Genomic DNA, 15,077 nt, shown 5'->3' with positions numbered 1-15,077 from the left:
CCTCCTTTAAACAAATAAATATCTATTCATTTGTATTATAGGACAAATAAAATATTTTGTCAAGGGTAAATTCTTAAATTTATAAAAAATATTATTTAATAGTTTCCATTTAAAATTTGTAGATCACAAAACCACTGTAAATATAAAATTATTATAGGCACATTTCAACAACTTATTAGTTTTAAGCAATTAAAAAGACAGCACTTAATGTACTGCCTTTTGTGAAATATTTTTTTTGAAAAGCAAACTCAGTAAACCTTAACGCAAAATATATTGGAATTTATCTTGAGTTATAATCAAATCGTCAATATCAATATTAAATATTGTCTTGTTATCAAACTGAATTTCCTTGCTCAAAACACCATGAGCGCCATAGCGTCTGCCATCATGCAAGAAAGTATTGCTTGCACAGAGAATATCTTCATACAGATCCATGCTAGGATTAATATCCTTGTAGTTGATCAATCCCTTGTAGTTTCTATCGATATAAATCTTGTCAAGCACCCTTCTGAATGCCTTATTTGAAACAGCAGCTACCTCTTGTCTAGTAATAGGTTCGTCTGAAGCAAAGTTTGCAATTCCATTTTGATAAATTTCTAACCAACCAGCTTCATAAGCAGCTTCAACTTCTCCTGTTGCCCAGTGACCTTCCTTTAAATTCATAGAGTTGCCGTTAACTTCCCTTAGACTTTGGAATCTTCTTAAAGTTGCAATCCATTCAGCCCTGGTAATTTTATCTTCAGGTTTGAAATATCCATTGCCATCGCCATAGAAAACTCCAGCCTCAGTAACTACTTTAACTGCATCTGTATACCACATATCGCCAACATCTGCATAAGGTAAAACGAAATTAGGATTATAATTATATCCGTCCTCCCTCAAAGCATTAGCCAAAATTTGTGCAGCCTCAGCCCTTGTTAGACCATCATAAGGTCTAAAGTAACCATCGAAGCCTTGCATATATCTGATTTCTTTTCTGCGTTCGTTGTCCTTAACTTCGACAATCTTTTCAACAATTTTTTCTCTTTCTACAATCCTGTCTCTGTATACAACCTCATATCTAATTTCAGGTTCAGATGGTTGTGGTTCTGGACGAGCTTCTCCAACATAAACTAAAACTTCTACTAGTTGTGCAGATCCATCTGGATAAGTTACCCAGAATTCTACATTATAGCGTCCATTTCTATTAATGTTTGGAGCAGTATTTTCTACCATCTCAAGTGTAGTTCCTGTTTCGAAACTATATCCATCAGGCAATGTGATTTCTCTCTTGTAATCATAATCACTAATAGGTCTTCCTAATTCAGTATAGATAAATCCACCCTTGGCTTCAGGAATAGGTTCGACTTTTGGTAAGTCTCCAAAATCTTTAGTGTATTGTGCCGTAATGGTTGTTTCTTTGTCTGTAAATTGTTGAGTTAATTCCTTATCCCAACCTGTAAATAACCAAGTGAAATCTTTTGTTCCATCTTCTTTATTTACAACTTTTCCAGTAGGATTTGTAACTGGAATAGTAACTACTTTTGTTGGATTAACCCAGAAAGTTTGAGTTTGTTTTTCATCTTGTTGAAGTTCTGCATTTTCAGTCTTATCAACAATAACTTGAACAAAATTTTCTGGTACGTCAGGTTTTTTATCTGGATTAGTTTGTTCAACTACATCGCCAGTTACATTATATTTTACTGTAACTTCTTTTTCTTCTCCATTAGGATAAATAACCCTGATTGTTGTTTCTTTGTTTGTTCCTGGTGTTTGAGTTTCAGGTTCTGCTCCTGGTACAAATTCAAATCTTGTTCCAGGTGGAAGATTATTTGGATTGTTTGGATCGTTATCGTCATAAGGATTCTTTATAAAATCTTTTGGCGATGGATTTGATCCTTGTGGTATCCATTCATCATTCTTTCCAACAGGTTCAACATTTTCATCATACTTATAAGTTGCTTCTATATATGTGTCTACAGTAAAGATGTCGACTATAGTTTCTGAATAAGTTTTGCTTTCATCAGGTCTAATTGTCTTCCATCCACTAAACTTAAATTCTCTAAATACGCCGTTTACAAGTTTGCTTGCACCTGTAGGTGTATTCACTGCTAACCAAACTTCTTTTTCAGGATTTACCCAAAAAGTTCTTACGAAATAAGTGTTGTCAGTTGATTGATCAGTAGTATCAACAGTTACTTTTACATAATTGTCAGGAACATTAGGTTTGTCTTTGCCCTTTTGTTCAATAACATCGTCATTCTTACCTAGAGTTATAATGGTATCTTTGCTAAATTTATGACGCTTAGAAAATTCAAAAACTTCTCCATCATTTTGACTTGTATCATCTGCACTCCAATAAGTGCTTCCAAGAATTTCTTTGTCAGCATCACTTATAATTATCTCAGGAATATCTACCCAAGCTTTAGGATTTACATAATAAATTTTTGAGTCCTTATTTTGTGGCTCACCAGTTGGATTAACTGTTACCTTTACATATGGTCCTGTTATTTTAAATAATTCTCCATCTAGATTTTTTAAAGCATCATTTAATAATTTTTGTTCAGCTTCACTAGTAAGTCCTTCGTAAACATTTTTGTAAATTTTTACTGGAATTTCAATATCTTGTACAGAATTGTCTGCAAATTTAACCTTGGCCTTAAAGATTTCTGTTCTGACAAGTTCATCCTTGTCTAGCTTCTTCTTTTCTTTTACTTTTTCATAGATATCTTCTTGACTAAGTGAATTTCCAGCTTCATCAACGATTGTTATTTCAGCACCTGCTGGCAAGTCGCTTTCATTTTCATCTTTATCTACCCACTTAACTAAGTCTTTTAATTCTTGAAGAGTTGGGGCAAAATCATTGGTCCAATTGCCTTGAGGGTCTTTATAGGATTCTGTCCTTACAAGTTCATGCACCTTCACTCCTGACCAATCGAAATAAGCGGTAAAGATGTAGTCTTTATCTATTATTGTGTTTTTATTTAATAATTGTTGTTGATCCCATTTTATAAATTTCTTTCCTGCATCAGGAGTAATGTAATACTTGCCTTCAACTTTTGCTTCCCCTTCCTTTACTTCTTTTGGAACTGGAAGATTGTCTGATTTTAGTCCAACTATTACATCATAATAAAGTTCCTTAACGGGATTGTCTTTATCATCTGTAAACTTTCCGCCCTCTTCTGCGACAAATTTTACTCTTACATAGCCCTTTGGAACTGGATCATTAGGATCTTTTACTTCAATTACTCTTACATCCTTGTAGAAGAAGTTTATTTCATCAAGGCCACTTTCATTTATACCAGCAAAGGTATCTGTATCTTCAAAGATGTCGAAGAATAGTTGTTGTTGGGGTTTGTCATTTAGAACCCAACCAGGAATTTTTCTGTAGTTTCTAGCATCGTAATGGCGTTTACCATTTACCACTTTTTCATTAGGAACAATTGCATATTTCTCTTTTATCTTTGCAAATTCTTCTTTATTCTTTGTAAGAAGTTCTATATATGCATCACTCTTTTCTTCAGAACTCATCTCTTCATTATCTTTTATAACTTTATAAGCATCTTTAGCCTTTTTCATAAAGGCTTCAACTTCTTCTTTACCTCTCTCATCAAGATAATTTACTTGGTAAACTCTTTCTTTAAATGGCTTGTAGAAAAATTCAAAGCGATTGTTCTTTGCCTTAGGATTATCTACTAAAGCGTCTGTGTTAGGGGCATGAACTTTTTCTGGCTCAACTCTTAAAATTTGGTTATAGCTGTTTTCTCTATCTGTTTCATCTTTATAGGTTTGATAATCAGCATTTGCATTATAAAGTGCATCCCACTCAGCTTGAGGAACGAGCAAGTACTCGTCTCCTTGCCTACTTGCTAGACCTGTTGTGTAAGAACCAACCCTTCTGTTATAAAGTTTTTGTACTTCCTTAGATTTTTCGCTATAATCTGCATTCAAGAAATGGTGAATTGCCTCAACTGTTATTAGGTCTTGTTTGTTCCATATTGCCCTAAGGTGAACATTACCTACAACTTCATTGCCAAAGTGATACATTTCGGGCACTTTATATAAGTCCTTGTAACTTGTGTCCACAGTTTTTGTGTCATTGCCTTCTGCATCTTTTGTATATCTTACAAATTCCCAACCGGCAAAGTTGTAGCCATCTCTTTTTGGTTCAATGACATTCTTAACTGCATCTTGTGGTTCTTTTAAAATCATCTTGTGGACAAAATTAAATGTATTTTCTCCAGCAACTTTTTCCGGATAAATGTGAACTTTTCCATCTATTTCAAGTTTTTTAGTTTTCTCGGAAATATTTTTTGTGCTTAAATCAGCTAAACTTCCTCCGTTTGGATCAAATTTTACCTTCCAGATTGTCTCTGGTTCGCCCCACTTGGCGTAGAGAACTTGGTCGTAATGAAGTTTTGTTTCATTTCCGTCTTTTACCAAGTTTTCACCGGCGGGATCCAGTGCCCAGCCCAAGAAGCCCCAATCTTCAGGTACCCACTTTGGTTTTTCAGGCGCATGTTTTGTATCTAATTCCAAATCCTTTAGTGGTTTTTCGTAAGGCACATTCAAAATATTGCCCTCACCATATTCGCCATCGTTTTTTACTGTCTTGGGATCGTTATTTAATTTTAATTTGTAACTATTACGAGAGTAGTTCGCATAATTGTAGGCATTTGCCCCTTTAAAAGATTTTGTGCCCCAAGGAAATTGATCGATGTATTTGATCTTGTCGGCGTCGCTTCTAAAAGGCGTTTTCTTATTTCTCTGTGAATTTAATTCATCAAAAGTTTTACGTGCGTCCCAAGTTCCAAAACGACCTTTTTCTAGTCCTATCCATTCTGCCGTCCTTGTATCTTCTTTAAGGGTAAAACCTTGAAGATGAGGCAAACCGAAGGGATGCCCATTAGGTCCAGCTGCACTCGTATCGCTCTTCCAATAGGACATGTCATAATCGATTTGTTCCTTGCCATTGAAATCGTCCTTTATAATATCAATGTGATGGACAACAGCTTTGTCATAGGATGTCGATCCAATGGATATCTCATATTTATCTCTTTTCTTAGTTTCCCCATCCTTTATAGGTATTTGATCTGCGTGACCAAATCCCTCAAATTCTCCTTCACCCACTACATCTTGACTGTCGATAAAATCTTCTGCACTTAAACGATAGGGTGGCGTGTCACGATAAATTTCTTCACCCATGTTATTGTTAATTATCCAGCCTAATAGGCCGGTGTCTCCTTCGTCACTGCCAACAGAACTTGGAAGATTTGAAACTTCCTCATCCTTTGGCCATATTCCATCCAAGCTTTGGTTGAAGCGAACATCTACTTCATAAGGAGATCCTTCTTTCCCTATGACTTTTCCATCTCTTGTTATAATCGGCCAAAAGCTACCTACAATATCAAACGCCTCTCCACTCGCAGCTGTAAAGTAAAGGGTATAGACTCTGCGGTTGTAGTAGACATTGTAGACTGTTTCTCCTGTTGAGGATACAGATTTTTGTACGTCTGGATTGTCCTTTGAAGCATTTTGTTTTTTAGTCAAATCTTTATTTAAGAAGTAATATCTTTCAAATTCTTCTTTATTATTTTGAGCCTTTTCCAGGCGTCCGTCATTTAAGTCAGGGAAAGTGATGCCTTTAATGGATAAATCTGTAAGATCTGGCTTAGAACCGGTGTCGGCATTATCTATTCTTCTTGCACCGATAAAGTCGTAACGGTCACGCAAAGGAAGTGCATCATCTTTGTCATTATAATCTGGTTTTTCAGTCCAAAATTGGATGACATATTCTGCTTTTTCATTTTCTTTCCATTGAGCAGTAAAAGTAAGACCTTCTGCTGGCATGGCATTTTTTATACCAGCTTCGAATTTTCCACCTGCTTCAAAGTCTGCTTTTGTAATAAGAGTATCTTTAGTAATAGTTTCTTTATTTCCAGCTTGGTCAGTATAAGTTATATCCTTACTTACCTTCCAGCCTTCTAGCTCTGAACCTTTCTTAGTAATATCAAAGTTTAATTTTGGTATTGTTTGTCCATAGAATAATGTCATTCCTGGCAAGTCAGTTCCACCAGCAGAATCAAAATTCACATCATAAATAGCACGATTGTAACGCATTTCTATTTCAAATTTAGCTGCATTTTGTGGCACTTGTGTTGTTAGGACATTGACTTCAGGCTCATAGCCTTTGATCCTTTCGCTGTCTAATGCCTTTATAGTGACAGATGTTCCTGTTACACCATTTTGGTATGTGTAGATATATTCTCTATCTCCATCTTTTAAACCATATTCATTGCGATTCTCTAACATTTGGAAAGTGTGTTTTATCTTTATTGTCCCTTGTTTTGCCTTATAAAGATATGGGTGCTCTCTCTTATATTCGTTGCCATCTAAGTATCCTTCTCCTTCATTGGCTTTAATGTAGCCATAATTTACAGTAAAGCTTGGTGTTGGCGAAGTATAGCCATCAATAGCTGGCAAATCTATAGTCTTATTTATCTTAGATTTTTCTGCATCTGTTAAAACTTTTTGATTTTCATTGCCTTCTAAGTCAGTGTATGTGTAGTCCTCATCACCAACTGTTGCTATATAAGGCTGATAACCAATGACTTCTTCGTCATTTCTTGGAACCTTATAGTCTGCACGCATTGTATATAGCTTTGGCATGGCAGGATTTTTTATAATATCCTCTGCCGGCTTCCCCTTGGTCTGTGCCACTGTCAAAGGTGTCTTGTTCAAGTCTTGAACTGAGGTTATTGCCGTCTGATCGTAATTGTAATCAGCAGCAAATACATTTATTGGCAGTGATGTAAATACCATCATCACAGCTAGAGTAAATGTAAGCACTTGTTTGAATTTAAAATTTTTAAGCATTATTCTCATCCCCTCCCAATTGTATCTATGATAATTTTATCTTTTGTTTGTCTTATAGCTTATTATACTACTTACTTATTATATATTATACCACAAATTGTGACTTTGAAGTAGTTTTTATGAAAAATTTTCTTAATTATTTATTAACTACATAAAAAGCCTTTATTTGTTTAAAAGTAGAGGCTTATAAAAGTTAATATTAAATTCTATTTTACAATTAATGTTCCAGTTTCCCCTCTCATGCCTTCGACTAATTTATCTAAGGAAGTAATCAGAGTTTCACGGCCTTCTCCGCTTTCAACAAAGTCTATTGCTGATTCAACTTTAGGTAACATAGATCCGGCTGGGAATTGGCCCTCGTCCATATATTTTTTAGCTTCGTCAATTGTCATCCTATCCAAGTCTTTTTGATCAGGCTTATTAAAGTTGATGGCAACTTTTTCAACGCCAGTTAAGACAACCAGGCTATCGCAATTTGTATCGTGGGCAAGCATAACTGAGGTCCTGTCTTTGTCGATAACCGCATTTACTGCAACGAGCCTACCGTCTTCATTAATGGTAGGAATTCCTCCACCGCCACCTGCGATAACAACAGGAGAATTCTTAAGGCAATCGTTAATAGCCTCTACTTCTACAATTTCAATGGGATATGGGCTGGCCACAACTTCCCTGTAACCACGACCTGAATCTTCAACCATCACCTTGCCTGCTCTTTCAAGCTCTTCGGATTTTTCCTTTGAATAAAAAGCACCGATAGGCTTGGTTGGATTGTCAAAACTCTTGTCATCTTTATCAACTATAACCCTAGTTACCAGAGTTGGAACTTTTTTATCAATTCCATAATTTTTTAATTCATTTTCAATGGCGTTTGACAATTGATAGCCAATAAAACTTTGGCTCATGGCAACGCATTCCGATAGGGGCAGCGATTCTGTTTCGCTCTCCATAGCACCTACATCAATATTTTTCTTTATATAGCCAACTTGTGGACCATTGCCATGGCAAATGACAACTTCATTCCCATCTTCAACTAATTTTGCAATTGGCTTTGCAATAACATTTACACTTTCTAAAAGTTCATTGTACAAAGTTCCCAAAGCATTCCCACCAAGTGAAATTAAAATTCTTTTTCCCATAACTCCTCCTAATGTCTTATATTTTTATAATAATGTATTTATCTATTTTCTAATATTTAGAATGACACAAGGTCATTATAACACAAACATAAAAATTAAATCAACCAGGACAATAAAAAACTCGCCAGCCTAAGCTGACGAGCAAAATTTATTTTTTATCTTTTTCCTCTAATAGCCTTAACTATAAAGATAACGATGCAAGCACCTACAACGCCGCTTACAAGGCTTCCTACTAGATTGTCCTTTGGTACAAGACCTAGTAAACTTAAAACGCCACCTCCGATAGCGCCTCCGACTAAACCAGCTAAAATATTAGCTAAAGCTCCCATACTTTGGTTGGTTCCCATAATCATAGATGCGATCCAACCGCAGAGTGCTCCTATTAAAATTGCATAAATCATATTATACCTCCTTATAAAATATGTTTATCTTTTACGAGGTTTTTATACCCAAAGCATGTTAAAATATAACATAAGTCCATAGGTATCAGCCAATAAAACTTACGAATTAAAAAGCCAAACCTTCTACGATCAGTTTCTCACTGAATAATATCTTCCTATAAGCTACAGTCAACTCTCCGGCTTTAGTGTTTGCTGCAACTGTTACATAAACATTTACTCCATTAACCTCATAGAGGTCAAAGTCGTCAATATTTTCTTTTGGTTTTCCCAAGGTCACGCTTGGATTTGGTTCAACGCCTCAGCTAGCACAACCTTCTATATCAACCGTTATTTCATTTGAATTTTTCTTTTTTAGGTAACCATATACCTTATCTTCTAAAATAACTTTCATTGTTAAATCCTCCTCTTTTTTATTCAGAAACTATTTGAGCTCTGTTATAAATTTCTTCGTCTATAACACCTTCTGATTTAGCAGCTACAACGCCAGCTACAACAGAGTCACTAACATTGAGGGCTGTTCTACCCATGTCGATTAGTGGTTCAATAGCGATGAGTAGACCTGCAAGCTCAATTGGAAGCCCCATACTTGATAATACAACGATGGCTGCAAATGTTGCTCCTCCGCCAACGCCAACAATACCAAATGATCCCAGAGCAGTTACTATAACAAGTTTTGCCAGGAATCCAATTGACAATGGATTTATACCCACTGTTGGTGCAATCATAACAGCTAGCATTGCAGGATAAATACCAGCACAACCATTTTGACCGATACTTGTACCCAAGCTACCTGCTAAGTTTGCAATGCCTGATGGTACACCAAGGTTTTCTTCCATATTTGTAATGGTAATAGGAAGTGTACCAGAGCTTGACCTTGATGTGAAGGCAAACATAAAGTTAGGCATTGATTTTCTAAAGAAGGTAAATGGATTTAGTCCAAATGCTCCGATAATCAAGCCGTGAATGATAAACATAATGATTATTGCTACATAGCTTGCCAAGATAAATGATAGAAGCCTCAAGACTTCTGAGTAATTCGAAGTCGCCATAACATTAGCCATAAGAGCCATAACACCGTATGGAGTTAATCTTAGAACGATCTTTACCATTCTCATAATAACATCTGAGAATGAATTTAATACATCAATAAACAAATCTGCGCTCTTTACGTTTGCACGTTTTAAATATAGGGCTGCAAGTCCCAGCATTGCTGCAAAAAATACTGTTGCAAGGGTTGCGTTTGATCCTTGACCTGTAAGAGCATAGAATGGGTTTGTTGGAATGATTTCCAAAATTTGTTGTTGAACTGGTTTTGCTTCAAAGTTGTGCATGGTTTCCAAAAGTTTTTCCCCACGTTCAACTTCTGCTGTTGAGGATTGTAGTCCTTCTGCTGTTAGATTAAAGACTGATGATGTCAAAGCTCCGACTAGTGCAGAAATAGCTACAGTTACCATGAGTACTGCCATAATTTTTGCTGCTGACCTACCAACATTCTTTTCTTGGTTGGCTATAGCCTTTGTGATTGAAACAAAAACTAGTGGGAATACAATCATCCTTAAGAGCCTGACATAACCGCTACCAACAAGGGTGATCCAACTCATTGCCTTTCCGATTTGTTCTTTTGGTGCGACCAATTGAAGGACAACACCAAAAATGATTCCTATAACTAGGGCTGAAATAACCCTAACATTGAAAGAGATGTTTAGTTTTTTCATGTAATTTACGCCAAACATCAAAAGGGCGAAAATTAAAATAATTAATAAATACATAGCTCCCTCCTATTTAAATTCTATATCCTTATAGCCTTTGGCTTTAAGGTACTCTGTAAGAACGGCCTTTAGCCTATCTGTAACAACTTCTTTGGCTCCGTTTGCTAAGAATTCATTTTCGATTTCTATTTTTTTGTCGCTTACGGCCTTGTTTTGTTCAATAAAGCCTTCATCTGAAGAAGCTTTAACATTTAACTTGTAATCCATTATTACAGGTTCAGGCAATATGACTACTACCGATTGCTTACCGTCGTAATTTACAAATAATGCCCCATCTACTTGCTCTACACTATCGCCGAGTTTCCTGGCAAAAACCTTGCCATCCAAATCGAAGTAGAGCTTAATCTCGGTTGGGTCAATATTTTCATCCGAGTACACATAATCATAGACTATGTTATCCGCAATGTTTGTAATAGCCCTGGCCATCTCTTCATTATATTTCTGTTCTTTTTTCTTGGTGGCAACCATAAAATAAACCACCGAAATGATTAATAAAACAATAATAGCTATAGAAATATATAAGATTCGCTTTCTTTTTTTATCCTTATTGTCCATCCTGGCCTCCTATTTGTATCCCTAATATAATTTTACCCCATTGAAGTTTTTTTAATCTGTTAATTAATTGAAATCTTATAATTTTACTAAATAATTTTAGTAAATAAAAAAGGCTGGTCCAACCAGCCTCCTAAAATTAATTATTATCCTTGTTAGGGCACTTGCAATTTTCGCAATCCCTTCTATTCTTTTTCTTTAAATCACTCACATTAAAAACATGGTATTCAAAGGAATCATTTTTTTCAATTTGAACCTTTACCTCGTCTTTAATTGCATATCTCTCAACGACTTTTCCCTCTCCCTCAGGCGTGATGACAATTTCCTTTAGGTCTGGTAATTCTTTTAGTCTTTCTTCGTAGACATCTTGCTCATATCTCAAACAGCACATCAACCTGCCGCACATACCGCTAATCTTGGATGGAGTTAGCGATAAGCCTTGGTCTTTGGCCATCCTGATAGTAACATTGTCAAAATCTTTTAAGAAACGCGAGCAGCAAAGCTCTTGGCCACATGGACCAAGGCCTCCTAACATTCTGGCCCCGTCTCTTACACCGATTTGTCTAAGCTCTATTCTGGTTTTGTAAATATAAGCAAGCTCTTTTACCAGCTCACGGAAATCCACACGCCCATCGGCAGTGAAATAAAATAATAACTTTTGATTGTCAAATGTATAGGCACAGTCTACGAGCTTCATTTCTAGATTATGTTTCTCTACCAAGTCTTTAAAAACTTCAGAAGCCTCTGAGGCCTTGATAACATTTTCCCTATATCTTTCAAGATCGTATTCTGTTGCAATCCTTATAACGGGCTTTAATTGTCTGCCGATTTCCTCTTCATCACGGTCATAGCTGGCCTCTCTTGCAAAGCCCAGTTCCTTGCCGTGAATGGTTTCAACAACAACACCATCGCCCACTTTTATATCTAAATCAAGACTGTCAAAACTATATATTTTACCGGAGTCGTTGAATTGTATACCTACAACTCTAACCATAAATCCCTCCTTACAAGCTTATTTTATCATATTTTTTTAATAATAACAAATCTAAAAATCACCCATCATTAAGTCTGCAAAAATATTTTTCTTATTAAAATTTCCCATATATAAGCTCATGGCCTGGTCCAATTTAATAAGCAGCCTATCTATAATCTCTGCCCTAATTTTTAATTTATTTTGAAAAATATTGGCATCATGTAAATCCGACTTGCCACCACAGGAAATTTTTCTCATTTCTTTTAAAACACAGATTGCATAGGTAGCCATAACTTTAAAGTCTTCGGCCTCAGGGTCTTTAGTTGTATAATTTCCATCCCTGTACAAAAAAGCCCTTACAAAATCAGTGAGGCCACTCATATCATAATCCATATAATATTTTGCCTTGGACACGCTACCGTCTGCCAGAATCAAAACTTCTGTAGAAAGGTCTCTCCCCACAGCGGTTTTTATTTCATCGTCCGTCAGTTTTTTATAAGAGACTTTAATTAGCCTACTTCTAATTGTCGACAAAAGCTCATCATATTTATCAGTAATTAAAATTATGGTTTGACCCTCAGGTGGATCTTCCAAAATTTTTAATAAGGCATTTTGGCTCTCCGTATTCATGAGATGAGCGTCATTTATCAGAGCAAACTTCCTACCACCCGAATAGGATTTTAAATGCGAAAATTCCAATAGCTCACGAATTTTTTCAAGTTTGATAAGAGAATTAGTCGGCTCTACAAAAAAGAGGTCGGCATGAACTGCCGCCTCATCTGTATTTACCTTTAAAATTTGTCCAATAAGCTCTAGGGCCTTTGATTTTTTCCCCAGACCTTCTGGACCACTCAAACATATAGAAAGTGTGTCTCTTTTTAAAAGTTCTTCTAATATTTTATTTGCCTTTTCGTTACCAAGAATCATTATATTCTAACGAATTGATCTACATCCAGCACAAATACTGTTGCGCCCCCAACCTTTACTTCCAAAGGATATGGTATGAAAGCATCTCCTGGCATAGTAACTGTTAGAAGTGATGTGGTGATTTCTCTTTGCTTGCAATTGTGTTCGATAATTTCAAGTGCATCATCCAGCAAATTGTCTTCAACACCAATTAAAAGAGTTGTGTTGCCTGATTTTAAAAATCCACCAGTACTTGAAAGTCTAGTGAGTCTGTATTTCTTTTCAGTAAGTTCTTCTACAAGAGCATTTACGTCTGCGTCTTGAACAATAGCTACCAATAATTTCATATCTCTACCTCCCATTGTTGTTTTTGAAAAATACGAATTATTTCTTACTTTATTATAACATAGTCATTTAATTTTATCAAGATTACCAGCCCATTTCGCCATCGATAATTTCTACAACATCCGAAAGAACTTCTTCCTTGCTTCTGGATGCGTCGACTACCTTGACCCCTTGGCTTTTAATAAACTTTTTGTATTCGCTTACAACCCTCTTGTGAAAGTCAAGACCTCTTAGCTCAAGCCTATCCAGCTCTCTCTCCTGAATCTTGCGGTCAATACCTTCGTCTGCATTTAACATGAGTAGAATATTTAAATCAGGCCTAAATCCCTTGAGGGCAAAATCGTTAACCATCTCAACATCTTTAACGCCGAGTTCAAGGCCTGCTCCCTGATAGCAGATGCTGGACATCAAAAACCTATCTGCAATTATCAGATCGTAATCTTTCAGATCTTTTTTTAGCATCTCGTAGTTTTCGCTCCGCATAGCTGCAAAGAGCAAGGCTTCCGTTGCCGACGAAATTTGAGTGTCCTTGTTCAAAAGTATGGTCCTAATTTTTTCGCCAACTTCCGACCCACCTGGCTCTCTAAAATATTTTATATTTTTATCTTTGTAAACTCTCTTTAAGCCCTCTATAACTGTACTCTTGCCAGTTCCATCAGGGCCTTCTATAACAATAAACTTGCCCATTACTTCGTATTAACTAAAATATCGTAATAATATCTGTTGCCCTTGTTTACATCAAAAAATCTCTTGTAAAGACCGATTTGTTCATCCATCTTTTGCTTGTCAATTTTAATTTGTCTTACCTTGGTTAAGATAGAAGCTAATTCGCCTCTTGTAATTGGGCGGTCACAATCGCTGATGTTTTCAATGGCACTAATCCAGCCATCCATGTAAGCTCTTTGCATATCACCCTTTGCCCAGTGATTTTCTGGAACCTTTGACATATTGCCTTCCATCTTTGTAAAGCCCTTGTATCTAACAAAAACAGTTACAACTTCAGCCAAAGAAATATTTTTCATAGGCATCATATCACCACTATCATCGCCTTTTAAGTAGCCTCTTGTCTTAGCGTGATTCATGGCTTCTTGGTACCAGTTTTCGCCTGTACCCAAAAAGATTTGATTGTCCATCCTTGCAAGGACCATGGCGAATTCAGCCCTTGTTAAGTTGTTGTCCGGGTTAAAATTATTTTTTTCATCGCCCTTTAATAATGGTTTAGATTGGAGTTCAGAGTCATCTTTTTTAAAGGCAGCAATCGCAGCTTCATAATCTCTTGGGTCTAAAATGTCGCGTGGATTTACAGAGTCCAAGAATTTTTCCAACTTTTGAACAGCCCCATAATATCCTGGCTTACCCTTAAATTGATCAATCATATTTAAAATTTGATTTTGCAATTGCTCAACCCTATATTGTCTGTCGGCTTCAACAGCCCTCCAATAATCTTCCTCTTCTCTTTTTTTCTTTTCTTCTTCGGTCAGTTCGGTCTTTCCACCATCTTCTGCAAAAACATTTGGCATAGCAAATATGATTACTCCTATTATCATCATAGCTGCAAGTAAAATTGCCAAAACCTGTGCCATCTTTCTTGTATTTTTCATTTAGTCCTCCACTTCACCTACAAAGGCCACGTGACCCCTGTTGTCTTCTTGATATTTTTTGTTTATTTCATCATCAATCATAATATAGTCTTTAAAATCAACAGCCATTATCTTTTTTAAGCGTTTGAGATTTGAAACTCCTTCAACATGAAGGATGCCGTCTTTGATTTGAGTTTTAAATCCAGCCTTTGCTATTTTGTCCTCGTCCCTGCCAGAAACGCTGCCAAAATAATCTATCATCTCAGGGCTTGCTGTTCCTATATAAAAGTCGTCGGCCTCTTCCAAAAATTCAAAAGTGTACCTTGACCTCCTTACATAAACAGTAAATACATGCTTATTAAAAAGAATTCCTTCGGTCGCCCAACCGCAAGTCATTGCGTTTACGCTTCCGTCTTTTTTGACTGCAAAAAGTAAAAAATCTTTTTCCAAATACTTGTCTATTATGTGATTCATAAAACACCTCTTCGAAAATAAATTATATCATCTTTTATATAAGTCTTCAAGTAAAGAGCCCCACTAATGATTATACAATTGATAAA

The 15,077-nt window shown here is 36.1% G+C and carries 12 protein-coding genes; all 12 read right to left on the bottom strand.

Translation table 11 applies throughout. From position 1 onward, the window contains the following. Window positions 1-258: 258 nt before the first annotated feature. The 12 genes from CUU59_RS02100 to CUU59_RS02040 all read right to left on the bottom strand — a co-directional run bounded on the left by CUU59_RS02100 (window position 259) and on the right by CUU59_RS02040 (window position 14,991). A complete protein-coding gene (locus tag CUU59_RS02100) occupies window positions 259-6,855 on the bottom strand; it encodes an S-layer homology domain-containing protein (protein ID WP_169922823.1) in 6,597 nt (2,198 codons plus the stop codon). A 206-nt stretch (window positions 6,856-7,061) separates the two neighbouring features. Next, complete coding sequence (locus CUU59_RS02095) at window positions 7,062-7,991, bottom strand: carbamate kinase (protein WP_099950361.1); 930 nt, start codon at window positions 7,989-7,991, stop codon at window positions 7,062-7,064. A gap of 155 nt (window positions 7,992-8,146) precedes the next feature. Continuing rightward, window positions 8,147-8,392 (bottom strand): GlsB/YeaQ/YmgE family stress response membrane protein, encoded by a 246-nt coding sequence (locus CUU59_RS02090; RefSeq protein ID WP_099950360.1) that lies wholly within the window; start codon window positions 8,390-8,392, stop codon window positions 8,147-8,149. A gap of 106 nt (window positions 8,393-8,498) precedes the next feature. After that, window positions 8,499-8,663: a hypothetical protein gene (locus CUU59_RS08120; protein WP_157884895.1), complete on the bottom strand. Its 165-nt coding sequence runs from the start codon at window positions 8,661-8,663 to the stop codon at window positions 8,499-8,501. Window positions 8,664-8,802: 139 nt separating this feature from the next. Next, a complete protein-coding gene (locus CUU59_RS02075) occupies window positions 8,803-10,161 on the bottom strand; it encodes an L-cystine transporter (RefSeq protein WP_099950357.1) in 1,359 nt (452 codons plus the stop codon). A gap of 9 nt (window positions 10,162-10,170) precedes the next feature. Next, window positions 10,171-10,716 (bottom strand): hypothetical protein, encoded by a 546-nt coding sequence (locus tag CUU59_RS02070; RefSeq protein ID WP_099950356.1) that lies wholly within the window; start codon window positions 10,714-10,716, stop codon window positions 10,171-10,173. Window positions 10,717-10,852: 136 nt separating this feature from the next. After that, the gene (locus CUU59_RS02065; protein ID WP_099950355.1) at window positions 10,853-11,707 is read right to left on the bottom strand and encodes a PSP1 domain-containing protein; all 855 of its coding nucleotides are present in this window, start codon (window positions 11,705-11,707) and stop codon (window positions 10,853-10,855) included. Between the two features lie 51 nt (window positions 11,708-11,758). After that, on the bottom strand, window positions 11,759-12,613 hold the full coding sequence (locus CUU59_RS02060; protein ID WP_099950354.1) for a hypothetical protein: 855 nt from the start codon (window positions 12,611-12,613) through the stop codon (window positions 11,759-11,761). Beyond that, complete coding sequence (locus CUU59_RS02055) at window positions 12,613-12,939, bottom strand: cyclic-di-AMP receptor (protein WP_099950353.1); 327 nt, start codon at window positions 12,937-12,939, stop codon at window positions 12,613-12,615. Before CUU59_RS02055 ends, CUU59_RS02060 begins: the two co-directional genes overlap by 1 nt. Before the next feature lie 82 nt (window positions 12,940-13,021). Further along, window positions 13,022-13,624: a dTMP kinase gene (tmk, locus tag CUU59_RS02050; protein WP_099950352.1), complete on the bottom strand. Its 603-nt coding sequence runs from the start codon at window positions 13,622-13,624 to the stop codon at window positions 13,022-13,024. Then, window positions 13,624-14,538, bottom strand: coding sequence for an S-layer homology domain-containing protein (locus CUU59_RS02045; RefSeq protein ID WP_099950351.1), 915 nt, complete (start codon window positions 14,536-14,538; stop codon window positions 13,624-13,626). The genes tmk and CUU59_RS02045 overlap by 1 nt, the downstream gene beginning before the upstream one ends. Next, complete coding sequence (locus CUU59_RS02040; RefSeq protein WP_099950350.1) at window positions 14,539-14,991, bottom strand: flavin reductase family protein; 453 nt, start codon at window positions 14,989-14,991, stop codon at window positions 14,539-14,541. Window positions 14,992-15,077: the final 86 nt, after the last annotated feature.

This window comes from Ezakiella peruensis, from assembly GCF_900215725.1.
Lineage (GTDB): Bacteria > Bacillota > Clostridia > Tissierellales > Peptoniphilaceae > Ezakiella > Ezakiella peruensis.
This window is presented reverse-complemented; position numbering and strand designations above follow the sequence as displayed.

Bases quoted from the DNA above. Each gene is read 5' to 3' on its own strand.
- CUU59_RS02090 (WP_099950360.1), bottom strand. From the start codon at position 8,392: ATGATTTATGCAATTTTAATAGGAGCACTCTGCGGTTGGATCGCATCT.
- CUU59_RS02045 (WP_099950351.1), bottom strand. From the start codon at position 14,538: ATGAAAAATACAAGAAAGATGGCACAGGTTTTGGCAATTTTACTTGCA.
- tmk (WP_099950352.1), bottom strand. From the start codon at position 13,624: ATGGGCAAGTTTATTGTTATAGAAGGCCCTGATGGAACTGGCAAGAGT.
- CUU59_RS02060 (WP_099950354.1), bottom strand. From the start codon at position 12,613: ATGATTCTTGGTAACGAAAAGGCAAATAAAATATTAGAAGAACTTTTA.
- CUU59_RS02095 (WP_099950361.1), bottom strand. From the start codon at position 7,991: ATGGGAAAAAGAATTTTAATTTCACTTGGTGGGAATGCTTTGGGAACT.
- CUU59_RS02100 (WP_169922823.1), bottom strand. From the start codon at position 6,855: ATGCTTAAAAATTTTAAATTCAAACAAGTGCTTACATTTACTCTAGCT.
- CUU59_RS02040 (WP_099950350.1), bottom strand. From the start codon at position 14,991: ATGAATCACATAATAGACAAGTATTTGGAAAAAGATTTTTTACTTTTT.
- CUU59_RS02075 (WP_099950357.1), bottom strand. From the start codon at position 10,161: ATGTATTTATTAATTATTTTAATTTTCGCCCTTTTGATGTTTGGCGTA.
- CUU59_RS02065 (WP_099950355.1), bottom strand. From the start codon at position 11,707: ATGGTTAGAGTTGTAGGTATACAATTCAACGACTCCGGTAAAATATAT.
- CUU59_RS02055 (WP_099950353.1), bottom strand. From the start codon at position 12,939: ATGAAATTATTGGTAGCTATTGTTCAAGACGCAGACGTAAATGCTCTT.
- CUU59_RS02070 (WP_099950356.1), bottom strand. From the start codon at position 10,716: ATGGACAATAAGGATAAAAAAAGAAAGCGAATCTTATATATTTCTATA.